The organism is Desulfomicrobium escambiense DSM 10707 (genome assembly GCF_000428825.1).
Classification (GTDB): domain Bacteria; phylum Desulfobacterota; class Desulfovibrionia; order Desulfovibrionales; family Desulfomicrobiaceae; genus Desulfomicrobium; species Desulfomicrobium escambiense.
Genome location: NZ_AUAR01000007.1, coordinates 1 through 24,048, shown reverse-complemented (window position 1 = coordinate 24,048; position 24,048 = coordinate 1). Strand labels below are relative to the sequence as shown.

Annotated in this window: 18 protein-coding genes and 2 tRNA genes; 11 read left to right on the top strand and 9 right to left on the bottom strand. The window is 64.4% G+C overall.

The genetic code is table 11. From position 1 onward, the window contains the following. Window positions 1–18: 18 nt before the first annotated feature. Window positions 19–1,380 (top strand): hypothetical protein, encoded by a 1,362-nt coding sequence (locus G394_RS0107805; protein WP_028577181.1) that lies wholly within the window; start codon window positions 19–21, stop codon window positions 1,378–1,380. Next, window positions 1,377–2,558, top strand: coding sequence for a carboxylate--amine ligase (locus G394_RS18425; protein WP_043775130.1), 1,182 nt, complete (start codon window positions 1,377–1,379; stop codon window positions 2,556–2,558). Before G394_RS0107805 ends, G394_RS18425 begins: the two co-directional genes overlap by 4 nt. Window positions 2,559–2,573: 15 nt before the next feature. On the opposite strand, the gene G394_RS0107785 is transcribed toward G394_RS18425, so the two are convergent. Further along, window positions 2,574–3,488, bottom strand: coding sequence for a hypothetical protein (locus G394_RS0107785; protein ID WP_028577179.1), 915 nt, complete (start codon window positions 3,486–3,488; stop codon window positions 2,574–2,576). A gap of 203 nt (window positions 3,489–3,691) precedes the next feature. Here G394_RS0107785 and xrtA point away from each other — a divergent pair, with 203 nt between their 5' ends. The 5 genes from xrtA (at window position 3,692) to G394_RS0107760 (ending at window position 9,751) form a co-directional block, all read left to right on the top strand. Continuing rightward, on the top strand, window positions 3,692–4,525 hold the full coding sequence (gene xrtA / locus G394_RS0107780; protein WP_028577178.1) for an exosortase A: 834 nt from the start codon (window positions 3,692–3,694) through the stop codon (window positions 4,523–4,525). Continuing rightward, complete coding sequence (locus tag G394_RS0107775; RefSeq protein WP_028577177.1) at window positions 4,522–5,154, top strand: exosortase C-terminal domain/associated protein EpsI; 633 nt, start codon at window positions 4,522–4,524, stop codon at window positions 5,152–5,154. Before xrtA ends, G394_RS0107775 begins: the two co-directional genes overlap by 4 nt. A 4-nt stretch (window positions 5,155–5,158) precedes the next feature. Next, on the top strand, window positions 5,159–7,210 hold the full coding sequence (gene prsK, locus G394_RS0107770; RefSeq protein ID WP_051307040.1) for an XrtA/PEP-CTERM system histidine kinase PrsK: 2,052 nt from the start codon (window positions 5,159–5,161) through the stop codon (window positions 7,208–7,210). Window positions 7,211–7,339: 129 nt separating this feature from the next. Next, entirely contained in the window at window positions 7,340–8,716 is a 1,377-nt protein-coding gene (gene prsR / locus G394_RS0107765) for a PEP-CTERM-box response regulator transcription factor (RefSeq protein ID WP_028577175.1), read from the top strand. A 255-nt stretch (window positions 8,717–8,971) separates the two neighbouring features. Further along, window positions 8,972–9,751, top strand: a complete 780-nt coding sequence (locus tag G394_RS0107760) for a PEP-CTERM sorting domain-containing protein (RefSeq protein WP_028577174.1) — start codon at window positions 8,972–8,974, stop codon at window positions 9,749–9,751. 185 nt (window positions 9,752–9,936) lie between these two features. Here the strand turns inward: G394_RS0107760 and G394_RS0107755 are convergent. The 3 genes from G394_RS0107755 to G394_RS21610 form a co-directional block, all read right to left on the bottom strand. Continuing rightward, window positions 9,937–10,013, bottom strand: a tRNA-Asp gene (locus G394_RS0107755). Window positions 10,014–10,025: 12 nt separating this feature from the next. Continuing rightward, window positions 10,026–10,101, bottom strand: a tRNA-Val gene (locus tag G394_RS0107750). Window positions 10,102–10,263: 162 nt separating this feature from the next. Further along, a complete protein-coding gene (locus G394_RS21610) occupies window positions 10,264–10,569 on the bottom strand; it encodes an IscA/HesB family protein (RefSeq protein WP_084435434.1) in 306 nt (101 codons plus the stop codon). Between the two features lie 206 nt (window positions 10,570–10,775). Here G394_RS21610 and G394_RS18415 point away from each other — a divergent pair, with 206 nt between their 5' ends. Further along, the gene (locus tag G394_RS18415; protein ID WP_051307039.1) at window positions 10,776–11,783 is read left to right on the top strand and encodes a GGDEF domain-containing response regulator; all 1,008 of its coding nucleotides are present in this window, start codon (window positions 10,776–10,778) and stop codon (window positions 11,781–11,783) included. Between the two features lie 61 nt (window positions 11,784–11,844). Here the strand turns inward: G394_RS18415 and G394_RS0107730 are convergent, their stop codons facing one another. The 5 genes from G394_RS0107730 to acs form a co-directional block, all read right to left on the bottom strand. Next, window positions 11,845–12,756, bottom strand: a complete 912-nt coding sequence (locus G394_RS0107730) for a PP-loop family protein (RefSeq protein ID WP_028577172.1) — start codon at window positions 12,754–12,756, stop codon at window positions 11,845–11,847. Window positions 12,757–12,758: 2 nt separating this feature from the next. Further along, window positions 12,759–12,956: a ubiquitin family protein gene (locus G394_RS0107725; RefSeq protein WP_028577171.1), complete on the bottom strand. Its 198-nt coding sequence runs from the start codon at window positions 12,954–12,956 to the stop codon at window positions 12,759–12,761. Between the two features lie 151 nt (window positions 12,957–13,107). After that, window positions 13,108–16,215, bottom strand: a complete 3,108-nt coding sequence (locus G394_RS18410) for an MFS transporter (protein ID WP_051307038.1) — start codon at window positions 16,213–16,215, stop codon at window positions 13,108–13,110. Next, window positions 16,212–16,787, bottom strand: a complete 576-nt coding sequence (locus G394_RS0107715; protein WP_084435432.1) for a TetR/AcrR family transcriptional regulator — start codon at window positions 16,785–16,787, stop codon at window positions 16,212–16,214. The genes G394_RS18410 and G394_RS0107715 overlap by 4 nt, the downstream gene beginning before the upstream one ends. 116 nt (window positions 16,788–16,903) lie before the next feature. Next, the gene (gene acs / locus G394_RS0107710; RefSeq protein WP_028577169.1) at window positions 16,904–18,877 is read right to left on the bottom strand and encodes an acetate--CoA ligase; all 1,974 of its coding nucleotides are present in this window, start codon (window positions 18,875–18,877) and stop codon (window positions 16,904–16,906) included. A 170-nt stretch (window positions 18,878–19,047) separates the two neighbouring features. Between acs and G394_RS0107705 the strand changes: the two genes are divergently transcribed. The 3 genes from G394_RS0107705 to G394_RS18405 form a co-directional block, all read left to right on the top strand. Next, entirely contained in the window at window positions 19,048–21,738 is a 2,691-nt protein-coding gene (locus G394_RS0107705) for a bifunctional acetate--CoA ligase family protein/GNAT family N-acetyltransferase (RefSeq protein WP_028577168.1), read from the top strand. Window positions 21,739–22,042: 304 nt separating this feature from the next. Next, window positions 22,043–23,329 (top strand): citrate synthase, encoded by a 1,287-nt coding sequence (locus G394_RS0107700; protein ID WP_028577167.1) that lies wholly within the window; start codon window positions 22,043–22,045, stop codon window positions 23,327–23,329. A gap of 320 nt (window positions 23,330–23,649) precedes the next feature. Next, window positions 23,650–24,048: contractile injection system protein, VgrG/Pvc8 family (locus G394_RS18405; protein ID WP_043775126.1), on the top strand; the 399-nt coding region annotated here is incomplete at its 3' end.

The following is a 24,048-nucleotide window of genomic DNA, read 5'->3' as shown; positions in this document are numbered from 1 at the left end:
ACCGTGACGGTGAGTGGCATGAACGCATCCCTTTGTCGGGAATCCATCAATCGAAGGCTGCTTTTCGCCGCCGGCTTCCGCTACGGGCTGCATTCGGCCCTCGGCGCACTGGTGGAGCGACCTGTCGTCTACAGAGGGGCTGAACTCGCCGCGCAATTGGGCTGCGATCTGGCGGAGAGCGTGCGCACCAGGCGTGTCGTCCCCCGATTCGGGCGGCCGGTCGCTCATGTCCCCGAAGCCGGCGTAAAGATTGTCCAGCACCCGAGATACAGGACCTATTATCGCGATGACGGTGCGAATGCGGCTTTCGGCATGCATCTCGGAGTCGATTTCATCATGCACGACGGGAAGCTGTATCCTGTGGACCTGAACCTGAACGCGGCAATCCGCCAGCAGCGCAGGGCGCTTTATGCCGGGGCGGTCGACCCGATGCTGCTGACGTTGAGGGATCTGGCGACGAAACGCGGCTACCGCAAGGTCGTTTGCTTCGCCGAGTCCTGGTCAGCAGATTACGTGCAGGAGTTCATGCGCCTGAGCAAAGACGGTCCGCCCGCATTCGTCCCGGCGAGCCCCGGACGTCGATGCCTGCCCGGCGTCACCCGCCTGGTGGCTCTCGCGCAGGAGCCGGAAGCCGACACCCTGTCCGTTGTTTTCCACTACCAGCATTGCGCGCTGGATTACTTCATGACGAACCAGCACTGCACCAGCCGGTGGCTGAACCGGGGGATAGGCGCCGGCGGGTCACGGACGGACGCGTTGGGGAGCGTGGCGTCGTTCGGGTCCGTGCGCGAGATCGATCTGGACGACAGCGACGAGTTGCCGAATGTGGTCATCAAGCTGGGCGGCGGGTGGTCCGGAAACCTGGTCAGGATCGCCAGATTCGATGCCGAGCTGCGGGATCGCTACGCCGCCTTTACTGCCAGAGAGCTGCGTTCGATCTTCGGGCTCGGCCTGTTTGAACGCCTGCGGGGCTGGTGCGGCGGGCATCATGAGTTGGTCTTTCAGAAATTCATCCCGCCCGACACGGACCAGGCCGGCAAGGCGCGGATAATCCGCGCACACATGCTCGTTTGCCCGGACGTCTCGGCCATGCTCTCGTGCCACCGGGTCGTGAGCGACGCTCCCCTTCCGCGCAGAATCCCATTGGGCATACTCGAGGACGACGCGCCATTCATCGTCAATTATTCCAAGGGCGCGCACTACCGGGCCGTAGAGGCTGGCGAGGAGGCCCAGGTCTCCAGGGCGTGCGCGCAACTCGGCGAGCTGATTCACGGCGTGCTCGGCGAAAGGTTCGTGATCGGCGGGACGCAAGGCAACCCCGGCATACATACGCGGACGAGGGGTGAACGGAACGGGCCGGATGCGGCGGGGCAATCATGAAGGGCAGGGTGCTTGTTACATCGGCGTGCTCCAGGGTGGCGTACTGCATCTGCAGGAACTTGCGCCGTCACGGGCTTCATGTGGTCGCGGCGGACCCGGACCCGCTGGCCATGTCGTTCTGGTCCAGGTTCGTGTCCGGGCGGCACATCTGCGCGTCCCCGTTCAGGGATGAGGGCGCCTTCATTGCCGATGTGCTGCGGATCATCGAAAAGGAGAAGATCGATGTCCTCATCCCGGTGCTCGAAGAGACCTACTTCGTGTCCCGAAACCGCTCGGCCTTCGCGCCCCATGTCCGGACTCTCGTGCCTGATTACCGAGGCATCCTTGCCCTGCACGACAAGCGCTCCCTTTTGGATGTGGCCGCCCGTTTCGGCGTGTCCACGCCGCGGACGGCGGAACTGGCGGACGCTCTGGATGGCCGCTTGCCCGACGGCTTCCGTTATCCCGCGGTCCTCAAGCCGAAGCAGGGCGGCGGCGGGGGGGCCATCGTCCAGATCCGCGACGCCGGGCACCTGCGCCGCCATGTCCGGGCCGCGCGTCTCAATGCTGGCGCCTATCTTGTCCAAGAGAAGATCGACGCCGAGATGGCCAATGTCGCCATGCTCTACGACGGCGGAAAATTGGTGGCCGGAGACACGTATCAGACTCTGGCGGTGCATCCGCACCCGTTCGGTCAGTCGACGCTGAGGGTGAGCAGGGAGTACCCCCGGGCCCGCGACGCCCTGAAGACGATGCTCGATGCCCTGCAATGGAACGGCCCGTGCCAGGCCGATTTCCTGTACGACAGGTCGCGCGACGAGACGTTTCTCATTGATGTCAACCCGCGCTTCTGGGGTTCCGTGGAGCAAAGCATCGCCCGGGGCATAGAGTTTCCCTACTATTATTACAGGTGCGCCATGGGCCTTGGGGGCTTTGCGGCGCCATCCTCGCCTCCGGTGGTGGCGACGAAGTGGCTCGGCGGCGACCTGATGCGCAGGATAGTGGGTCTGACGTCCCGCAGCGCGTCCGGCGGGGCCGCTCAGGATGGCCTGCCGCGCCGTGTCGAGGGAATGGACGATTTTTACGGCACGGACCCCCTGCCGTTCGTGGGTTGGGGCGTGAGCCAGATCGTGCGGCGGGTCAGGAGGCTGGCGGGGGGGAAGGTGTCGCGGGAGTCGCTGGACGGTATTTGGGAATAGCGTCCGGCATGCCGATCACGGGCGCAGACGGATGTAGTCGAGGTAGATGACGCGAGGTTTCGGAAGATGCGAGGCGAAAACGACAACGCTTTCCAGGCTGTCCAGCCCCATGACCCTGTCTCTCGGGGCGGTCCTGACCGCTTCCACGGGGATGTTCAGGTCGTTCCAGCCCTGCCGGACTTCGAACTCGCCGTTGTACCGGTCTTCGTATCTCCCTCCGCGTCTGGCGTGGTCCCTGTCGCGAACGGACACGGTCAGGACCAGGGGCTCGGCGTCGGGGTTGAAGACGCTGAGGGAGAGGCATGCGTAGCCCCGCCAGTCGCCGAGGCTGCGTACGAGGGCTGTCCCCGGGTACGGGCCGGAATCCAGCCGGACGCGCAGGGACGCGTCGCCGTGTCTGGCTACGGACCGCACGATCTCGCCTCTGGTCCAGCGGTCCGCCTCCAGACGGCTCTCAAAATCGCACAGCAGCGGAAACTGTCTGCGAGCCCGGAGTTCGTCCTGGTGCGTCAAGAACGGTTCGAAGACTACGAACCAGACCAGCCCCGCGGCAGCCGCGGTCTTGAGCGCCTTGCACGCGACGGATGGGAGGCCGGATCCCACGGGGGGGAGGAAGAGAAGGCCGGCCAGCCCCCCCAGCGCATCGACGGCCATGTCCTGCCACGAGGCTGTGCGGCCGAAATGGGGCTGGATCGTCTCGATGAGCCCGCCCAGGGCCAGGACGAGGCCCAGGACGCATGCGGAGCGCACTTGTGCAGGCAGGCGCGCGAAAGGGGTTGTTCTGGCGAGTCCCCACGCCAAGGGCGCGAAGAACGCCGCATGGGCAAGGTTGGCGAAGGGCGAGGGACCCCCCGCCCCCCCGCCGAGATCAAGGAAAAACATGGGCGAGGCCAGCATGAGCAGCGCCAGGACAACGGAGTGAAGATGCATGGGCTTGTCCTCCACCGGAGGAATAAATCGGGAAAAAGCATCTTTAACACCGACAGAATGCAAAGAGCATACGGCTCTTCTCGTTCCGCGTACATGAAAAATTGGCTGACTGCATTTTCGGAGATTTCGTTTTCCACGTCTCTTTTTACAATGTCCACGTTCGGGTGTATTTTCTCGAGAAATTGGATAATGAGGTGAATTGCGTGGAAAAATTGCAGGATCGAAGGCTTGTGTTGTTTGGGGCGGCTCTGCTGCTGGGAACCCTCGGAGCCGTGTACTGGCCTGTCATCGTGCCCATGGTCAAGCAATGGGCCAAGGATGAGAACTATTCCCACGGATTCCTCGTGCCTTTCGTCTCGGCCTATCTCGCGTACATGCGCCGGGAGGATCTCCTGGCCGCGAAAGTCCGCCCCTGCGCCGCGGGCCTGGCCGTGGTCGTCGCCGGCCTCGTCATTCTCCTGCTCGGCTGGCTGGCGACGGAGTACTACACCATGCGGGCCTCCCTGGTCGTCGTCATCGCCGGGTCCACGCTCTACCTCCTGGGGTGGGAGGTCTTCCGCGCGCTGCTCGTCCCGATCGCCTATCTGCTGCTCATGGTTCCCCTGCCGTACATCCTGTACGACGCGGCCGCCTTTCCCCTGAAGCTCTTCGTGACCAAGGTGTCCGTCCTGGCCCTCAAGTTCCTGGGTGTCGTCGTCTGGCAGGAGGGCAACATCCTCATGTTCCCAAACGTCACCCTGGAGGTGGCCGACGCCTGCAGCGGCCTGCGCTCCATCATGTCCCTCCTGGCCCTGGGCGTGGCGTACGCCATGGTGCTGCACTCCAGGACCAGGGACCGGGTCATCCTCGTCGCGTCCACCCTGCCCATCGCGGTCTTTTCCAACTGCCTGCGGGTCATCGCCACGGGCATTCTGGCGCAATATTTCGGGGCCGCCGCTGCGGAGGGCTTTTTCCATGAGTTTGCCGGACTTTTCGTCTTCGCCGGGGCCGTCGTCATGTTCATGGCCCTGGGGGCCGTTCTCAGGAGGTGGCCATGAACACGTCCATCCGCATCGCCGTGCTCATCGCCCTGCTGGCCGGGGCCGGGCTGTACATGCACCTGCACAGCGACCTGGTGGTGCCCCTGGCCAGGCCCTTCGGGGACTTTCCCCCTTCGCACTCCGGCTGGAAAATGGTGGGGCAGTCTTCCTTGAGCGAAAAGGTCATGAAGGTCCTCATGCCCACGGAATATCTCTCCAGGCGTTATGCTCGTCCGGACGGCGCCGTGGTGGACATGTACCTGAGCTATTTCGACGGTGGCGCCGCCTCGGGCCGCATCCATTCCCCCAAGCACTGCGTGGCCGGGGGGGGGTGGACGGAAATCTCCTCGGAGCGCACCACCATGAACCTCGGCGGCGAGGCTGTGAACCTGGTCAAGGCTGTCTACGCCATGGGGGCGACCCGTGAGGTCATCTATTACTGGTTCTTTATGCGCGGTCGGACCATATCCGACGAATATTCCCTGAAGCTTGCCGAGATCACGGGGTCCGTCCTTCACCGTCGTCGCGATCAGAGCTTCATGCGCATATCCATGACGGCCCAAGAGGACACGGAGCGGGCAGAGCAGGTCGTCGAGGCGTTCCTGAAAGAGTTCTATCCGCTGATACGGGAGTATCTGCCATCGTAGCCGTATGAACAGCCATCTTCTTTTCGCCCTGGCCCCCGCGGCCGCCATCATTGCGGCCCTGGCCTTTGCCTCCCGCCTGGCCGCAGGCGTGTTCGACGGCACGCGCACCCGCGCGTCTGCGGTTTGGGCCGTGGCGCTGATCCTGCTCGCTGGCCTCGAAACGGTGGACCTGGCCTGCATGTTCGACCCGGAGCGGGTGCGGGCGTGGCGTGCGGCCGGCCTCGTGATCGAAGGCGCGTTGGGGCCGACGTGGGTGCTGTTCACGGCGTTTTTCGCCAGGGAGTACGAAGGCGAACGACTGCCGCGGATGCAGCGCCTGCTGGTTCTGCTCTCTGGCCTTTTGTTGCCCTGGAGCGCGTTCCTCGCTTTCCGGGGGGCCTACTACGCCCCTGATTTCGCGAGTGAGCGCCTGCTCTTCCTGCTTCCCGGGACGTTCCATTTCTGCATCGCCTTCGTCCTGTGCTGCATGGCCGCGCTCTTCAACATCGAAGGGACCATGGCCGGCGCGACGCACTTCCGGCGCTGGAAGATCAAGTTCGTGCTGCTGGGTGGCGTCTGCGTGTTGGTGGCCCTTATCCTCTATTACAGTCAGGGCGTGCTGTACCGCTCCCTCGACATGCGCCTCGCCTGGTTGCGTTCCCTGGCGGTGCTTGCGGGTGTGGGCATGATGTGGTTTTCGGACGCGCGGCGCGGGCCGGAAGTCAGGATCAGCTTTTCCCGGCGCATGGCCTTCAAGTCCGTGGCCCTCGTCACGGCGGGACTGTACCTGGTCGTCCTGGGTTTCGCGGGCGAGGGGGCTCGGGTCTTCGGGGACGAGTTGGGACGTGCCGTGCTCCTCGGCGTCTGCTTCGCCGCCGGCATCGGCCTGCTCATGCTCTTCCTCTCGGACACGGTCAGGCGAAGGGTCCGACTTTTTCTCCAGCTGCACTTCTACGGGGAGAAGTATGACTACCGCATCCAGTGGGTGCAGTTCACGGACAGGCTCATCTCGGCCCGCAGCCAGACCGAACTCCATCAAGCGGCCTTGTCGGCCTGCTGCGAGACCTTCGGCATCGTCGGGGCGGCCCTGTTCCTGCTGGACCACGGCAGCCGCACCTACGTGCCCGTCAGCCTCGTGGAAACGGACCCGCAGGAGGGTGGTTTCGACGAGGGTTCGCACTTGGCGGCGGCGTTGCGCACCCGCCGCAGCGTGGTCCGCACCGCGGACGTGAACGACCCCTCCCCGTGGTTGAAGGCCGCGCGGTTCGCCATCCCCATCTTCCGTGACGACGGCCTCGACGGTTTCGTGCTTCTGGGGCCGGCCATCAATGAGAGCGAGGAATACGACGAGGAGGACTTCGAGCTCATGGACACCATGGCCCGGCACATCTCCTCGGCCCTCCTGAACATGCGTCTCACGGAGCAGTTGGCGCGCTCGCGGGAGATGGAGATCATGGGGCGGGTTTCGGCCTTCGTGCTGCACGACCTGAAGAACCACGTCTACACGCTGTCCCTCATGGCAGAGAACGCGCGCAAGTTCATCGGCAACCCCGATTTCCAGCGGGATTTGGTGGACTCCCTGGGCAGCACCGTGGGCAAGATGAAGATTCTGATTTCCCAGCTCAAAGGGCTGCCCGACCGCCAGACTCTGAAGCGCGCGCCAGTCGGCCTGCTGACGTTGGCCAGGGAGTCGACGCGGCTGCTGCACCAGGAGCGGCTGGACTTCGGGGGCGAGGACGCCGTGGCCATGGTCGACGCCGAGGAGATGGGCAAGGTCATCCTGAACCTCTGCCTCAACGCCCTGGAGGCCTCCCCCGACGGCCGGCCGGTCACGGTCACAACCGGGGACGGCCCGGAGCCCTTCGTGCGCGTCTCGGATCAGGGCGGCGGCATCGACCCGGAGTTCATCAGAACCGCGCTTTTCGAGCCCTTCAAGTCCACCAAGGCCAAGGGCATGGGCATCGGGCTCTACCAGTGCAAGCAGATCGTTTCGGCCCACGGCGGCCGCATCGAGGTCAGGAGCACGGTTGGGGAGGGGGCCGAGTTCACGGTCTGGCTGCCGGGGGCGGAGGCGTGAGGGGGAGTATCGAGTGGACTGGATGGACGAAATGGACCATATGGACGGTGTGGACAGGCTGGGAGCCGGCGTTCGATGGGCGTGCGCACCTGGGTGAGAGTGTTCTCCTAGCAGGAATCGAGGGATGCCGTGGAAAATCTGCTGATCGTCGATGACAACGAGGATGTTCTGACCCAGCTCAAGTGGGGGTTGGCGTCGGAGTTGTACACGCTGCATCTGGCCACGCGTGTGGACCAGGCCCTGGAGGTCTTCGGCAAGGTCTCGCCGGGAGTGGTGACATTGGACCTGGGCCTGCCTCCCCACGCCGACACGTCCGAGGAGGGCTTCCGTTGCCTGGCCGAGATGCTCAAGATCAACCCCGCGGCCAAGGTCATCGTGGTCACGGGCAACGACGAGCGCGAGAACGCCCTGCAGGCCATCAAGCTCGGGGCCTTCGACTTTTTCCGCAAGCCCATCGACCTGGACGAACTCCGCGTCATCATCCGCCGCGCCTTCCACCTGCACGCCATCGAGCGCGAGAACACGGAGCAGAAGGGCGCTGCCGAAGCTGCGGCCATGGACAATTACGGCATCGTCGGCGCCTGTCCGGCCATGCGAGGGGTTCTGAACCTCATCGGCAAGGTCGCGGCCTCGGACGTGCCCATTCTCGTCTCGGGCGAGTCCGGCACGGGCAAGGAGTTGGTGGCCCGCGCCATCCACGCCGGCAGCCTGCGCCGCAAGGGCCCCATGGTCTGCATCAACTGCGGCGCCATCCCCGAGAACCTCATCGAGTCCGAGTTGTTCGGCCACGAGAAGGGCGCCTTCACCGGCGCTGTGTCCACGGTCCAGGGCAAGGTCGAGTACGCCTCGGGCGGGACCCTGTTTCTGGACGAGATCGGCGAACTGCCCGTGAACCTGCAGGTCAAGCTGCTGCGCTTCCTGCAGGAGATGGTCATTCAGCGCGTGGGAGGGCGCAAGGACATCCCAGTCAACGTGCGCATCGTGGCGGCCACCAACATCGACATCGCCGCGGCCATCGCCGCCGGCACCTTCCGCGAGGACCTCTACTACCGCATCGGAGTGGTCAACATCCACCTGCCCCCCCTGCGCGAGCGGGAAGGGGACGTACACCTCCTGGCCGACTACTTCCTGGGCCGCATCGCCGCGGAACTGGGCAAGAACGTGTCCGGCTTCTCCCCCGACGCCCTGGTCGGCCTGGAGACCTATTCCTGGCCCGGCAACATCCGCGAACTGGAGAACAGGCTCCGCCGTGCGGTGCTGCTGGCGGATTCCAGCCTCGTCACCTCCGCCGAACTCGGCTTCGAGGAAAACGGCGGGGGGCAACATAACGGCTTCAGCTTCGGCGACAGGACCCTGAAGGAAGCCCGCGCCATGGTCGAGAAAAAGATGATCGTGGCCGCCCTGGCCAAACACGAAGGCAACATCGTCAAAGCCTCCGAGGCCCTGGGCATCAGCCGGCCGACCATGTACGACCTGATCAGGAAGCACGGTTTGGGAGAACGTTGAGGACCGTCCGTGTCTGATAAATTGTCAGACTGTATGTCGGCGATTCTTTCGAAATTTTTCGACAGGTTGGGCCGCCAAATGCGCAGGGACCGACTAGGCCAGGCAACCTGGCCGGTCTCCGCGATGTGCTGTCGTTCACGTATCGGGATTCCATACACCAGAGTCCGGGCTGAGAGGATGGAACCAAGATTGCATGGGCGAATGTGGATCGGTTTCGATCTTCACCATTGCAAAAAATCAAAGGAGGATCATCCCATGCGGTCGCGACTCATCACACAGATTTTTCTGCACCTAACCAAAGTGATATGCAGTGCCGTGTTGATCTTCTCAATGCTGGGAACCAGTCCGGCGCGGGCGAGCGTGCTCTGGGACCAGCCATTAAGCACCTCGGACACGAATGCTTACGTTGATCAGGAATTCCAAGATTTTACAACATTCAGTAGCTACATTGCCGACGATTTCGTCAACACCGTTCCGTGGGATATCAGTACGATATTCATTCCCGGAAGCGGATGGAACGGATTCTCGTCCTTGGAACTCGCCACATCGCTCAATTTCGCCATTTACGCAGACGCCGCCGGCCTTCCCGCCGGCATTCCCCCGGCTGCCGGAACGTGGAATCTCTCCATCGCACCTGACGATGCGCAGATTGCCCTTTCAACCGGCGCGGACGGCTATTTGTCCAATGTTACCTTGAACCTGAGCACCGACGTGAATGTGGCTGCGGGCCATTGGTGGCTCGTGTTCTGGCCGGAAATGAATTTTGGTTCATATGGCCAATATGGACGTCAACCCTCTGATACGACGAACGAAGAAGCGGCCCTTTTCATCAATCCCGGTGGGGGATTCAGCTACGGAACCGGGTGGCAGGACTTGTCTGTTATAGGGTTCAGGGGGGGAGATGTGGCGTTCCGGCTTGAAGGCGATCTGGGTACGAACAACGCCGTCCCCGAACCGACAACCATGCTTCTCGTGGGGATCGGGCTGGCTGGCATCGGCTTGGTACGTCGAAGCGCATCGAAGCTCGGAATGTAAATTCTGGCTAAATTGCTGTCGAAAAATCTGACAGTCGAGGCAGATCGCGTCGTCGCTCGTATTGAAAACGTGCAGGAAAAGGAGTCGGGCGCGAAGAGGCGGCAGGTGGTTGTGGCTTAACTCGTAGCACTGCCCGCAAAAGAAAAAGGGATTTCAGCGTTCAGCTGAAATCCCTTACTTTCTAATGGCGGGGCCGATGGGACTCGAACCCACGGCCTCCGGCGTGACAGGCCGGCGTTATAACCGTCTTAACTACGACCCCGCATGGTCTTCTTGGTGGGCGGTACAGGGATCGAACCTATGACATTCGGCTTGTAAGGCCGACGCTCTCCCAGCTGAGCTAACCGCCCTGTCCCGTCCAACGAGAAACTGTCTCTATAGACGCAGCCCGTCGCTGTCAAAGGCTTTTTTCACCTGTCCGCAAAAAAGTTGCGGCGCCGCTGCGGCCGGAGCTTCCAACGCAAAAGGGCCATCCTCGCGGACGGCCCCCGTGCGTTTCAAGCTGCTGCAGTCTAGCCGCAGGAAGTGCAGGAAGAGCACCCGGAGGAGCTCGCCTTCATGTTCGACTTGATGTTGAAGCCCATGTGCGGGTGGAATTCCACGGAGATGGGCTGAGCTTCGCTCATCAGGTTGGTTTCAATCAGAAAGGTGTATCCGTCGATTACGTGAACCACGTCGTTGTCTTTTTGCTCATCCAGAGCAAGCGCCAGGCGAGGCCCGCCTCAGCCAGCCGCCATGTAGACCCGGATCGGGGACACTTCCTTGCCGGCGAAGTGCATGTCGAGCTGCTCTTTGGCAGCCTTGGTCAGTTCAAACATGGAATCCTCCTTTGTGTGGGATCGTTGGTAGTTATTGATTAAATCGATGTCAATGTCCGTTTGGGCAGGTTTTTGCCGATTCATGGCCCCGGTGTCCGTAACACGCGGGACGGAAAAGACATACCCGGATCAAAAAGATGCTTGTGCCCGGCCGCGTTCCGGGGGTATGAAGGCAATGTAAACATGAATTCAACCCTGGCCAGAGCATGACGTCACATTCCGCACGCATCCTGCTCGTCGATGACGAACTCACCCTCCTCGAACTTCTCGGGGACTATCTCCGCGACCGTGGGCACGATGTCGTCACGGCCGAGAACGGGGCCGGCGCCCTGGATCTCTACAACACGGAACTGCCCGACCTGGTCCTCCTCGACCTGAAGCTCCCGGACGTGTCCGGTCTCGACATCCTCAGGCACATCACCTCCCGGGACGAGGAGACGGCCATGATCGTCATCTCCGGCGTCGGCTCCCTGGACGACGTCATCGAGGCCCTGCGGCGCGGCGCGTGGGACTTTCTGGTCAAGCCCTTCATCAACCTCGAACTGGTCATGCACGCCGTGGAAAAGGCCCTGGAGAAGCGGCGTCTGCGGCAGGAGAACCGCCTGTACCGCGAACACCTCGAAGAGGAGGTCCAGCGCCGCACCCAGGAGCTCAGGCAGGAGATCCTGACCCGCAAGCGCATCGAGGATGACCTGCGGCGCAGCGAGATGCGCTACCGCGAACTGAGCCTGACCGACGAGTTGACGGGCCTCTACAACGCCCGGCACTTCTTCCGCCAGGTCCAGGCCGAGGTGGAGCGGGCCATGCGCTACGACAGCCCGCTGTCCCTGTGCGTGCTCGATATCGACCATTTCAAGGAATACAACGACTCCTACGGGCACCTCTGCGGCGACTCGGTCCTCTCGGAGCTGGGCCGCGTCATCCAGAAGCTCATCCGCGATTCGGACTCCGCCTACCGCTACGGCGGCGAGGAGTTCATCATCGTCCTGCCGGCCACCAACCGCGAAGAGGCGGCGCGCGTGGCCGAGCGCATCCGCTGCTCCTTCCACGAGCACGCCTTCTTCCCCCGTCCCGGGACCGAGGCCCACGTGACCATCAGCCTGGGCGTGACCAGCTACGTCCCGGGCGAGTCCATTTCGGACTTCGTGGACCGCGCCGACCAGAACATGTACGCCGCCAAGAAATGCGGTCGGAACACGACAGTCTGCCGGTGAGTGCGTCCCGATGCCTGGGACTCTCCGCAAACAACCGACAGTGCCGCCTATCTCGCCGCCTCTAACCTTCCTCTTTCCCCTCGTTCATCATCGCTTTCAGCCTGCAGAAGCCGCATTCCCCGGCTGAGGTGGGGTAGCCGCAGGTCGTGCAGGGCTGGATGGCGACGGAGGTTTCGCCGCGGGGGGCGAAGCCGGGGCGGCCATCCTTGAGGAAGCCGTCGTAGAAGCGGATCTTGCGGCCTGGCTGGATGTCCTCCAGGTCCGAGAGGAGCTTCTTGTAGATGGGGAAGCTGGCCTTGGAGCTGTAGGGGCAGGGGGCGTAGCCGTAGTCGATGCCGGCCAGGAAGCAGAGGTTGGCCGTCTCGAACTCGGACATGCGGAAGAGGGGCTTGACCTTCTTGGCGAAGCCGCCCTCGGCCGGCATGACCGGGCCCTGGTCACTCAGGTACTCCACGTCCCAGCGCATGACATTGGCGAAGAGGCGCGAGGTCTCGTCGTCGAGGTTGTGGCCCGTGGCCAGGGCCGTGAAGCCGTTGTCCATGGCGAAGCGGTTGAAAAGGTAGCGCTTGGTCTGGCCGCAGACCGAGCAGATGGGGCGCTTCACGCGCTTCTTCACGTCGCACATGGCCAGGCCCATGGAGGCCGTTTCGATGACGTGCAGCCGGATGCCGTGCTTTTCGCAGAAGCGTTCGGTGTAGCCGCGGGCGATGGGCGATGACTCGGGGATGCCCAGGTCGATGTGCAGCCCTTCGATGTTGTAGCCCAGATCCTGCAGCATCCAGGACAGGGCCAGGGAGTCCTTGCCGCCGGAGATGGCGATGAGGATGCGGTCCTCGAAGGTGAACATGTCGTGCTCCTTGATGGCCCGCTCCACCAGACGGCGGGCGAAGACCAGGAAGCACTCCCTGCAGAAGGCCGTGTGGTGGCTGGGCAGGGCGACGACGGCCGGGACGTGGCAGCGTTTGCACTTCATGGCTACCCCCTGGACCCGACGTCGCGCACGGTGATGTGGTCGCCGTCCTTGAGGTTCAGGTCGTGTGTGAGCAGGCCTCCGTCGCGGATGACGAGGGCGCGGCCGGGCTTGCGGCCGACCTTGAGCAGAAGCTGGGCGACCGTGCCTGGACGGTCCATGGTGAATTCCCGGTTCTCGGGTTCGATGCGTACGGTGATCATGCGTGTCGGATTGTGGTTGGTGGTTTCTGGGGAGGGGCGATGCCGGTACCCGCCGGCGCAGCGCACGGGATGTAAGCCTCGCGGCCCTCGCCCCGAGCCCTAAGACGGCACGGGGCGGAGATCAAGATTTTTCGGACTGATGGTGTCGGAATTAGTCCGTGCCGCGGCCTGCCAGGATAAGGAAGCCGTCCTCGTCAAGCCGGCCCAGGTCCTGGGTCGCAAACCAGCGGATGCCGTCGCGTTCGATCACGCCGTCGGCCGCATCCCGGCCCAGGTAGCCCTGCATGACCTGGGTGCCGCCGATGAGGATGCGGCCCGTTTCGCCGTGGGGCAGGTCCTCCAGGGTGCCCGGATCCACGATGCGCAGGGCCGAACCGGGCAGGGGCAGGCCCACGGTGCCGGGCTTGCGGCCCTGCTGGATGCTCAGGTCGGCGGGGTTCAACACGTCGGGGGCGTTGACCGTGGCCACGGGCGTGGTTTCGGTGGTGCCGTAGCCGTCGTGGATCATGAGGCCGAACTTCTGGCGGAAGTCGCGGACCGTGGCCGAGTCCAGCGTCTCGCCGCCCGAGAGCACGAAGCGAAGCGAGCTGAACATGAGCGGGTGCAGGGCGTCGGCAGCCGCATAGGCCGCCAGGGCCTCGGGTGCGGCGCAGAGCAGCGTGGCCTCGAACTCCGCGCACAGGCGGCCGACAGCCCGCGCGTCCATGGGGTCGCGGTGGCAGACCACGGGTACGGACTCCAGCAGCGGCAGGAACATGGTCGTGGTCAGCCCCAGGGCCTCGTGCAGGGGCATGGCCGTCAGCAGCACGTCGTCACCGCGCGGCGTGAAGAGCGAGGACACCTGGCGGCCGTTGGTGATGATGTTGGCATGGCTGAGCCGCACGCCCACACGCTCTCCGCCGCGCTCGACAAAGACCACGGCAGCAGTGTCCGCGCCGGCCGCCCGCCCGGGCAGGGCCAGCCGCACCAGCCGCCCCGGCAACAGCCGCAGCAGCGCACGAGCCGCCCACTCCTGCCGCATGCCCTTGCGCGCGTCCACAAAGTCCACGCAGTCCATGAAGTCCACCATGTCCACGGCCCGCGCGCCCTCTTCCCCCAGCACCAGCCCGGCTCCGGCCTGCCGCAGGCAGCCGCGCAGTTCTTCCTCGCCCAGTCCCGGGTCCAGGTTGACCACGGTCTTGCCGGCCATGAGCGCGGCCATGTTGGCCACGGCCCCCCTGGCTCCGGGGGGCAGTATGACGCCCACCGAGCGCTCGGGGCGTGTGGCCAGGACGCGGGCCAGGCGCAGGGCGCACAGGGCCATTTCCTCGGCCGTCAGGCGCACGCCGGCGGAGTCGGCCACGGCCAGGCGTCCCGGGGCGCGGCACACGGCCTGCAGCCATTTGACGGGGATGGAGGGCTGGGAGTCGGCGAACTCCTGCCAGGCCAGAATGGACATGCGGTGCACGGCGTCCTTGACTTCCATGGGCGAGGCCGACGGCGGCAGGGCCGGTCCGAAGCAGAGATTCACGTCGCGGGTCAGGGCGCCGTCGGTGTTGCGCCGGAAATGGCGGCTCACGGCGGACCAGCGGCTGCCCCACAGGCCGCGAAGGTAGAAGGGCACGATGGGGCAGTCGGCCTGGGTGGCCGGGATGGCGTAGCCGCGGCGGAAGGGGCCGAGCTGACCGTTGCGGCTGATGGCGCCTTCGGGAAAGAGGACCACGCACTCCCCGGCCTTGAGGGTCTCGGTGATGGTCCGCAGGGCCGACTTGCTGGCAGCCGAGGACGTGATGGGGATGACCCGGTAGAGGTCCAGGAACCAGCGCAGGTACCAGCGGTCGTAGTAGCGCCGCGTCATGACGAAGCGCACGGGCCGGGGCACGGCCAGATGCAGCACGGCCCAGTCGATCCAACTGGTGTGGTTGCCCAGGAGCAGCACGCCGCCCCTTGACGGGATGTTCTGCAGGCCGCTGACCGTCAGGCGGTAATGCTGGGCGAAGACCACGCGCAGCAGGAAGCGCATCAGTGACTGAGGCAGGTGGTGCAGGGTGTGGAAGGTCCCGAAGGCCATGACGCCCGCCAGGGTCAGGATGATGGGCACGCTGGCCAGGCCCGTCAGGGAGGCGAGGACCGTCCCGCACAAGAAGGCCAGCATGGCCACATTCTGGATGAAGTTGTTGCCGGCCAGGATGGTGCCCAGGTCCGAGTCCTCGGCGTTGAACTGGATGAGCGCGTTCAGCGGCACGACGAAGAGCCCGCCGAAGAAGCCGTAGACGGTCAGCAGGAGCCCCAGGGCCACGGTGTCGTGTATGGCCGGGATGAGGGCCAGGCAGGCCGTCATGCCCACGGCCGCCAGGGGGATGACACCCGTCTCGATGTAGGTCTTCGAGAGCCGCCCGGCCGTGACGGAGCCGACGATGATGCCCACGCCGCCGATGGCCAGAAGCCCCTGGGCGATGACGGTGGAGGTCACGCCGGCCGACTCCTTGAGGTGGGCCCCGAAGGCCGCGAAGAGCACCTGGTTCACGGCCCAGAAAAGCGACAGGCCCAGGACCGAGAGACGGATGGTCCGGTTGTCCCAGATGTTCTTCAGGTTCTTCTTTAAGTATTCGCCGCGGACATAGGCCGTGCGATCCAGGCGCAGGGTGGCGTCGCCGTCCTTGTGCTTGGGGATGCGCAAGGCCACGAGGGTCTGGGCCACGGCGCCGGCGAAGAGGAGCAGGCCGCTGGGTGCGATGGCCTGCAGGATGTCCGACTTGGTGGAGGCCTCGCCGATGAGGGCCTCGAAGACCACGGAAAAGAGCACGCCGCCCAGAAGGATGGCCACGATGGTCACGGCCTGGACCACGCCGTTGGCCATGCCGAGGTTGTCCTTGCCGGCCATCTCCTTGATGTATCCGTACTTGGCCGGCGAGTAGAAGGCCGACTGCGCCGCCAGGATGAGCGTCAGGGCGAAGGCCGCCTCGAACCAGCCCAGCAGGTAGCTGCCGTAGATGAGGGCGGTCAGGGGCACGGCGAAGAAGGCCGTCCAGCGCATGACCTGGTGTTTGGAGAAGCGGTCGGCCAGGAAGCCGGCCGGCGTGAAGAACATGATGAAGGGCAGCAGGATGCAGGCGTTGACCAGCGCTGTCAGTCCGATCTGCGTCGAGCCGTCGTAGACCTTGAAGACCGTGTTCTGGATGACGATCTTGTGCCCCAGGTCGATCATGGCGTTGACCAGCACCACCGTCAGGTAGGGCAGGAAGCCGCGGATGCCGAGGAGCCGGCGGCCGGCGCTCATGCCCTCACACCCAGCAGGCGCAGGCAGGCGGCCGTGACCAGTTCGGGCGTGTCGGGCGTCAGTTCGATCTTGCCGTAGCGGTGCAGGACCAGCGGCTGCATGATGGCGCCCATGATCAGACCGGCGAAGAGGTCCGCGTCGCAGGGCGGGATTTCGCCCAGGCCCACGGCCTGACCCACGAAGCGCTCGGCCAGCCCGTGGGGCTCGGTCTCGCGGGACAGCAGCTTGTCTTCCGGGAACCCGTGCTGGGTCAGCAGGATGAAGGCGAACTGGTCGCTATTGTAATGATAGTAGTCGTAGATGGTCTGCACGGCCTGGCCCAGGCGCAGGGCGAAGGGCAGGCGGTCGTCGAAGAGCATCTCGGACACGAGGTGCGTGAACTGGTCCAGCTCGCGGTTGAAGAGCTTCCAGGCCATCTCCTCCTTGCCGTCGTACCACCGGTACAGGGCACCTTCCGTCACCCCCGCGGCTACGGCGATGTCCTTGATGGTCGTGCGCGCCAGCCCCTTGGTGGCGAAAAGGCGGATGGCCGATTCCTCTATGATTTCGCGTTTCATGACGGGTCGTGACATGGTGCTTCCTCCTTACGTAGGTAAGTATTTATTTACTCATTTTGCGCCCGCGTCAAGAAAAAGGGGCGCGTCCGTGCGGACGCGCCCCGAGGGAGATGTGCCGGCAATCCGTGGGGTCAGATATGGCGACCGGCGATGAGATCCTGGATGACGGTCGGGTCGGCGAGGGTGGAGGTGTCGCCGAAGTCCTCCATGGCGGTGGAGCCGGCCGTGATCTTGCGCAGCACGCGGCGCATGATCTTGCCGCTGCGCGTCTTGGGCAGGCCCAGGGTGAACTGGATGACCTCGGGCGAGGCCAGGGGCCCGATCTCCTTGCGCACGTGGTTGCGAAGGGCCTTGATCAGGTCGTCGGACTCGTCCACGTCGGCGCGCAGGGTTACGTAGGCGTAGATGGCTTGGCCCTTGATGTCGTGGGGCATGCCGACCACGGCCGCCTCGGCCACGGCCGGGTGGGAGACCAGGGCCGACTCGATCTCGGCCGTGCCCAGGCGGTGACCCGAGACGTTGATGACGTCGTCCAGGCGGCCCATGATCCAGAAGTAGCCGTCGCCGTCCTGGCGCGCGCCGTCGCCGGACTCGTAGCGGCCCGGGAAGCGCTCGAAGTACTGCTGGCGGAAGCGGGCCGGGTCCCCGAAGACGCCGCGCAGCATGCCCGGCCAGGGGCGTTCGATGACGAGGTTGCCGCCTTCGTTGGCGCCCGTGGGGTTGCCGTCGTTGTCGACGATGCGGGCGTGCACGCCGGGCATGGGCAGGGAGGCCGAGCCAGGCTTCAAGGGAGTGGCGAAGGGCAGGGCCGTGATGAGGATGCCGCCCGTCTCGGTCTGCCACCAGGTGTCGACCACGGGCAGCTTCGACTTGCCGACGTTGGCGTGGTACCACATCCAGGCTTCGGGATTGATGGGCTCGCCGACGCTGCCCAGGACGCGCAGGGAGGACAGGTCGTTCTTCTGCGTCCACTCAACGCCGTCGCGCATGAGCGCCCGGATGACCGTGGGCGCGGTGTAGAAGCTCGTAACCTTGAACTTCTCGACGATGTGCCAGAAGCGCGACGGGTCGGGGTAGGAAGGCACGCCCTCGAACATGAGGGACGTCACGCCGAGCGTCAGCGGCCCGTAGACGATGTAGGTGTGGCCCGTGATCCAGCCCACGTCGGCCGTGCAGAAATGGATGTCGTCCTCGAAGAGGTTGAAGACGTACTGGGTTGTGTGGGCCGCGTACGTCAGGTAGCCGCCGGTGGTGTGCACCACGCCCTTGGGCTTGCCCGTGGAGCCGCTGGTGTAGAGGATGAAGAGCAGGTCTTCGGCGTCCATCTCCTCGCAGGGGCAGGTCGCGGGGAGGTTCGGGTCGGCCATGACGTCGTGCCACCAGAGGTCCCGGCCCACGACCATGTTCACGTCGTTGCCGGCGCGCCTCAGCACGATGCAGCTCGTCACGCTCGGGCAGCCGTTCAGGGCCTCGTCCACGTTGCCCTTCAAGGGGATCTTCTTGCCGGCGCGCAGCACCGCGTCGGCCGTGACCAGAATCTTGGCCTCGCAGTCCTGGATGCGGTTCATGAGGCTCGAAGCCGAAAAACCGGCGAAGACGATGGAATGGGTGGCGCCGATGCGCGTGCAGGCCAGCATGGCCACGGCCAGCTCGGGCACCATGGGCATGTACAGGGCCACGCGGTCGCCGCGCGACACGCCCAGCTTCTTCAGGATGTTGGCGAAACGGACGACGTCGGCCAGCAGCTCACGGAAGGTGATGTGACGGACGTCCTCCTCGGGCTCGCCCTGCCAGATGATCGCCGTCTTGTCGCCCAGGCCGTTTTCCACGTGCCGGTCGAGGCAGTTGTAGCTGACGTTGAGCTTGCCGTTGACGAACCAGTTGATGCGCGGCTCGGTGAAATCGCAGTCCAGGACCTTGTCCCAGGGCTTGAACCAGCTGACCAGCTCTTTGGCCCGGTCGCCCCAGTAGCCTTCCGGGTCCTGGTCGGCGCGGCGGTAGTGGGCCTCGTAGGTGACCATGTCCGGGATGTGGGCGCGGGGTGCCGCGGGAGGGGTGAAAAGGCGTTCTTCGTGCTGCAGGCTCTGGATATTTTCAGGACTCATGTGGTGGTTCCTCCTTGATAAAGCTGGTGATTCTTCGTGACCGGGTACTATCAGGAATTACGTCTAGAAGAAATGAATTTTGTTTTCCCGCCTTTTCTGGTAAATGGCTGATATTGGCGGTTAACGGAAGCCGCGACTTTCCCCCATCGGTAAACGGAGCTTTTCGGACGATGAGCGTCAAACACCTGGATCTGTTGTTCAAGCCCAATTCCCTGGCCATCATCGGCGCTTCGCGCGACCCCAACTCGGTCAGCGCCATCCTCATGCGCAATCTCATGTCCGGAAAATTCCTGGGCCCGGTGCTGCCCGTGTCCGGAGCCCAGGAGGCCATCTTCGGAGTGCTGTCCTACGTCAGCGTCACGTCCCTGCCCCTGACCCCGGACATGGCCATCATCTGCTCCTCAGTCTTCGACGCCCCGGACCGTTTGTCCGAACTGGCCGATAACGGCACCCACGTGGCCGTCATCATGGACCCGGGCTACGCCCTCCTGGACGGCCCGCAGAAGGCCCAGATAGACGAGCGCATCCGCCAGGTCTCCCGCGACAAGGACATCCGCGTCCTGGGCCCCGGGAGCCTGGGCATGATCGTGCCCGCTTCGGGCGTCAACGCGAGCCTGTCGCGCGTGGGCGCCAAGGAGGGCCGCATCGCCTTCGTCACCCAGTCCGACAGCCTCTTCGAGTCCGTTCTCGACTGGGCCCGGACCAACAACGTCGGCTTTTCCCACTGCGTCTCCCTGGGCCGCCAGCTGGACATCGACTTCAGCTCGGTCCTCGACTACCTCGGCTCCGACCCGGCCACCAAGGCCATTCTGCTCTACATCGAGAACATCCAGGACGCCCGGCGCTTCATGTCCGCGGCCCGGGCCAGCGCCCGCAACAAGCCCATCCTCGTCATCCGCCCCCGGCGCCTGCCCTGCGAACTGCGCGACGCGGCCAGCGAGCTGACCGAGATGGACCAGGACCAGATCTACGACGCCGCCTTCCGTCGTGCCGGCATGGTCCGCGTGGACGACATCGACTCCCTGTTCGAGGGCGCCCGCACCCTGGCCAACTACAAGCCCCTGCGCGGCAACGGCCTGGCCATCGTGACCAACGGGCAGAGCATCGGCCTGCTGGCCGCCGACACGCTCATCCAGGGGGGAGGGGAACTGGCCGCCATCACCGAGGAGACCCAGCTCAAGCTGGAGGAGATCCTCGGCCCCGAACGCTGCTCCGACAACCCGGTCACCCTGCCGTACAACGCCTCGCCCGAAGACTACGCCCGTGTCCTGAGCATTCTGGTGCGGGCCAAGGACGTGGGCTGCGTGCTTATCCTGCACGTTCCCTTCCAGGGCACGTCGAGCCTCGAGATCGCCCAGGCCGTGACCCAGGTGGCCAAGACCAGCCGCTGCCTGGTGCTGGCCAACTGGCTCGGCGAGGAGACCGTGCGCGACACCAAGGACGTCTTCGAGGACGCGGCCATCCCGGTCTTCGACCGGCCGGGCAAGGCCATCATGGCCTACCTGCACATGCTGCGCTACAAGCGCACCCAGAAGATCCTCATGCAGACCCCGGACTCCCTGCCCGCGGACTTCTTCCCGGACACGGAGCACGCCCTGGACATCATCAGAAAGGCCTTGAGCGAGGACCGCACCCAGCTCTCCGAGGAGGAGTCCCGCCAGGTCCTGGCCTCCTACGGCGTGCCCGTGGTCGAGACCCGCATCTGCAAGTCGGCCATGCAGGCCGTGGACGCCGCCTCGGAGATCGGCTTCCCCGTGGCCCTCAAGATCCGCTCGCCGCAGATCGCCCAGCCCTTCGACATCGGCGGCATCGCCTTGGACCTGACCACCCCGGACCTCGTCTTCGAGGCCGCGGCCAACATGTCCGCCCGCGTGCACTCCCAGGTGCCCAACGCCTACATCGAGGGCTTCACCGTGCAGAAGATGGGCCGCCGCCCCGGCGCCCACGAGCTGTTCATCTCCGTCTTCACGGACAAGGTCTTCGGGCCCATCCTGCGCTTCGGCCACGGCGGCGTCTCGGCCCCGGTCATCAACGACCACGCCATGACCCTGCCGCCCCTGAACATGGGGCTGGCCCGGGAGCTCATCTACCGCACGCGCATCTCCAAGCTGCTACAGGGCTCCCGCCGGCAGGCCGCGGCCGACATCGACGACATCTGCCTGGCCCTCATCCAGATCAGCCAGATGGTCATCGACCTGCCCCAGATCACCACCCTGGAGATGAACCCCATCTTCGCCGACGACCAGGGAGTACTGGCCCTGGGCGCACGCATCTGGATTCAGCCGGCCACGCTCACGGGCCCCGAACGTCTGGCCATCCGCCCCTACCCGCGCGAACTGGAGGAGTGCGTGCGCCTCAAGAACGGCGACCAGATCCTCCTGCGGCCCATCCGTCCCGAGGACGCTCAGGCCCATCTCGATTTCATCCACGGCCTGTCCGAGGAGGACCTGCGCCTGCGCTTCTTCGGCCTGGTCCAGAACTTCGTGTTGAGCGACATGCCCAAGTTCACTCAGATCGACTACGACCGCGAGATGGCCTTCATCGCCACGCGCCTCGTCGACGGCAAGCCCGAGACCCTCGGGGTGGTCCGCACCTCCACCAAGCCCGACAACTCCTCGGCCGAGTTCGCCATCATCGTGCGTTCGGACATGAAGGGCACTGGCCTGGGCTCCATGCTCTTCGAAAAGATGATCCGCTACTGCAAGAGCCGCGGCACCCGTTACCTCGAAGGCCAGACCATGCCCCGCAACAAGGGCATGATCGGCCTGGCCAAGCGCTTCGGCCTGGCCGTGACCCACAACTACGAGGAAGAGCTGGTCGAGATGCGCCTGCCCCTCTGGGAATGGGAGCCCGGCCGTTAAGAGGCCGCTCATAATCCATTCTGGACTGCGTTGCTCCCCGATTTTCAAAGGTTCATGTAGTCGGCTACACTTCACCTTTGAACATCGACTCGCGCCTTGCCAGAATGAATTCTGGACGGCCTCCTTCGATTTCGTCCACAAATCCCCGCGCCTCCGCGTCCCCCCAAAATTTCCGCCCCTACGGACATCTGGATAATCCAATCGATTTCCGTTAAACGATTCTCTTCACTCGCGCCCGGGGCCGATCCGGGTCGCTTCAGCACTGGTCTTTTTCCTGGCGAGGGGAAAGATTTCAGGAGGATATATGACGATGAACGATACGGCCACCCTGACCATCGACGGCAAGACCTACGAACTGCCCGTGGTGCGCGGCACCGAGGGCGAAGTCGCGGTGGATGTGAGCCTTCTGCGCGGCACGTCCGGGGCCATCACCCTGGACCAGGGCTACGCCAATACCGGTTCGTGCTTCAGCGCCATCACCTTCGTGGACGGCGAGAAGGGCATCCTGCGCTACCGCGGCTACGACATCGCGGACCTGGCGCGCTACAGTTCCTTCGTGGAGACGGCCATGCTGCTGGTCTTCGGCGAGCTGCCCACCCGCGAGGAGCGCGCCGCCTTCCGCACCATGCTCGGCGACCAAGCCCTGCTGCACGAAGACCTCATGCACCATTTCGAAGGGTTCCCGCCCAACGGGCACCCCATGGCCATCCTTTCGGCCGTGATCAACTCCCTGGGCGCCTACAACCCCGACCTGCTCGACATCCAGACCGAGCGCGAGTTCCGCAAGGTCGCGGCCAAGCTCATCAGCAAGGTGCGCACCATCGCCGCCTTCTCCTACCGCAAGTCCGTCGGCCTGCCCATCATGTACCCTGACCCGAGCCGCTCCTACTGCGAGAACTTCCTGCACATGATGTTCTCCGTGCCCTACAAGGAGCATGTGCCAACGCCCGAGGCCCAGAAGGCCCTCTCGCTCTTCCTGTTGGTCCACGCCGACCACGAGCAGAACTGCTCCTGCTCCACCGTGCGCATGGTCGGCTCCTCCGAGGCCAACCTCTTCGCCTCGGTCTCGGCCGGCATCTGCGCCCTGTGGGGACGCCTGCACGGCGGCGCCAACTCTGCCGTGGTCCACATGCTCGAACAGATCCACGAGGGCGACATCTCCGTCAAGGAGTGCATCGAGCGGGTCAAACGCAAGGAATTTCGACTCATGGGCTTCGGCCACCGCGTCTACAAGAACTTCGACCCCCGGGCCAAGGTGCTGAAGGAGTGCGCCACGAATCTGCTCTCCACCCTGCACATCAAGGACCCGCTTCTCGATATCGCCCAAGAGCTCGAGGAGATCGCCCTGAAGGACGACTTCTTCGTCTCGCGCAAGCTCTACCCCAACGTGGACTTCTACTCCGGCCTCATCCTGCGCGCTCTGAACATCCCCGTGAACATGTTCCCCGTCATGTTCGCCATGGGACGCATGCCCGGCTGGATCGCCCACTGGCACGAACAGCACCTTGAAGAAAACACCCGCATCCACCGGCCGCGCCAGATCTACGTCGGGCCCAATGTGCGGGAGTATGTGCCGATGAAGGACAGATAGGAAGAATGCCTCCGGCGGGCAGGGGACACATCCCCTGCACCCCGTTCAGGGGGGGCGCCTGGCGGATTGAGTGGAAGGGAGCTGCTGGGCTCCCTTTTTTTTTGCGGTCCTGTCAGATTCTCTTCCCGTAACCGACCGAGCCGACATCGCGGTCGGGGGACGGCGGTTCATGATCCGAAACCCTATTCGTCCTCATTTCAGGGCTACGGTTCCTTCCCAAAGCCATGGCTGCATAATTCAGCATTTTCCCGCATGTAATTCTCCGTCCGATGCTGGCAGACTGCCACGATAACCTTCGAGGCACAGCAGCGGGAGGATCCATGCCCCATCCGACAGCAGACAGTTCGTGGTTCACCTTCGAGTCCCCGTCCAATCAGGATTTCCGCGTCTACGCTTTTACGGGGGCCGAGGAAGTCCACCGGCCCTATGAATTCGACATCGAACTGGTCCTCGATTCCGCGGCCGTCGATTTCGCCGGGCTTCTCGGCCAGTCCGCCTGCCTGTCCATCGCCGACAAAAGCGGCGGCATACGCCATGTCCATGGCGTCATCCGGCACTTCGTTCAGCTGCACACCTCCAATCTCCGCACTCATTACCGCTGCCTGCTCGTCCCGCGCCTGTGGTTCCTTGGCCTGGTCACGGACCACCGCATTTTCCAGAACATGAGCGTGCCGCAGATCATCGAGCAGATTCTGAAGGAGCAGAACTTCACCGGCGAT

Coding starts and splice junctions, on each gene's coding strand:
- G394_RS0107805 (WP_028577181.1), top strand. CDS start 19: ATGAACGCATCCCTTTGTCGGGAATCCATCAATCGAAGGCTGCTTTTC.
- G394_RS18425 (WP_043775130.1), top strand. CDS start 1,377: ATGAAGGGCAGGGTGCTTGTTACATCGGCGTGCTCCAGGGTGGCGTAC.
- G394_RS0107785 (WP_028577179.1), bottom strand. CDS start 3,488: ATGCATCTTCACTCCGTTGTCCTGGCGCTGCTCATGCTGGCCTCGCCC.
- G394_RS0107775 (WP_028577177.1), top strand. CDS start 4,522: ATGAACACGTCCATCCGCATCGCCGTGCTCATCGCCCTGCTGGCCGGG.
- prsK (WP_051307040.1), top strand. CDS start 5,159: ATGAACAGCCATCTTCTTTTCGCCCTGGCCCCCGCGGCCGCCATCATT.
- G394_RS0107760 (WP_028577174.1), top strand. CDS start 8,972: ATGCGGTCGCGACTCATCACACAGATTTTTCTGCACCTAACCAAAGTG.
- G394_RS18415 (WP_051307039.1), top strand. CDS start 10,776: ATGACGTCACATTCCGCACGCATCCTGCTCGTCGATGACGAACTCACC.
- G394_RS0107730 (WP_028577172.1), bottom strand. CDS start 12,756: ATGAAGTGCAAACGCTGCCACGTCCCGGCCGTCGTCGCCCTGCCCAGC.
- G394_RS0107725 (WP_028577171.1), bottom strand. CDS start 12,956: ATGATCACCGTACGCATCGAACCCGAGAACCGGGAATTCACCATGGAC.
- G394_RS18410 (WP_051307038.1), bottom strand. CDS start 16,215: ATGAGCGCCGGCCGCCGGCTCCTCGGCATCCGCGGCTTCCTGCCCTAC.
- G394_RS0107715 (WP_084435432.1), bottom strand. CDS start 16,787: ATGTCACGACCCGTCATGAAACGCGAAATCATAGAGGAATCGGCCATC.
- acs (WP_028577169.1), bottom strand. CDS start 18,877: ATGAGTCCTGAAAATATCCAGAGCCTGCAGCACGAAGAACGCCTTTTC.
- G394_RS0107705 (WP_028577168.1), top strand. CDS start 19,048: ATGAGCGTCAAACACCTGGATCTGTTGTTCAAGCCCAATTCCCTGGCC.
- G394_RS0107700 (WP_028577167.1), top strand. CDS start 22,043: ATGACGATGAACGATACGGCCACCCTGACCATCGACGGCAAGACCTAC.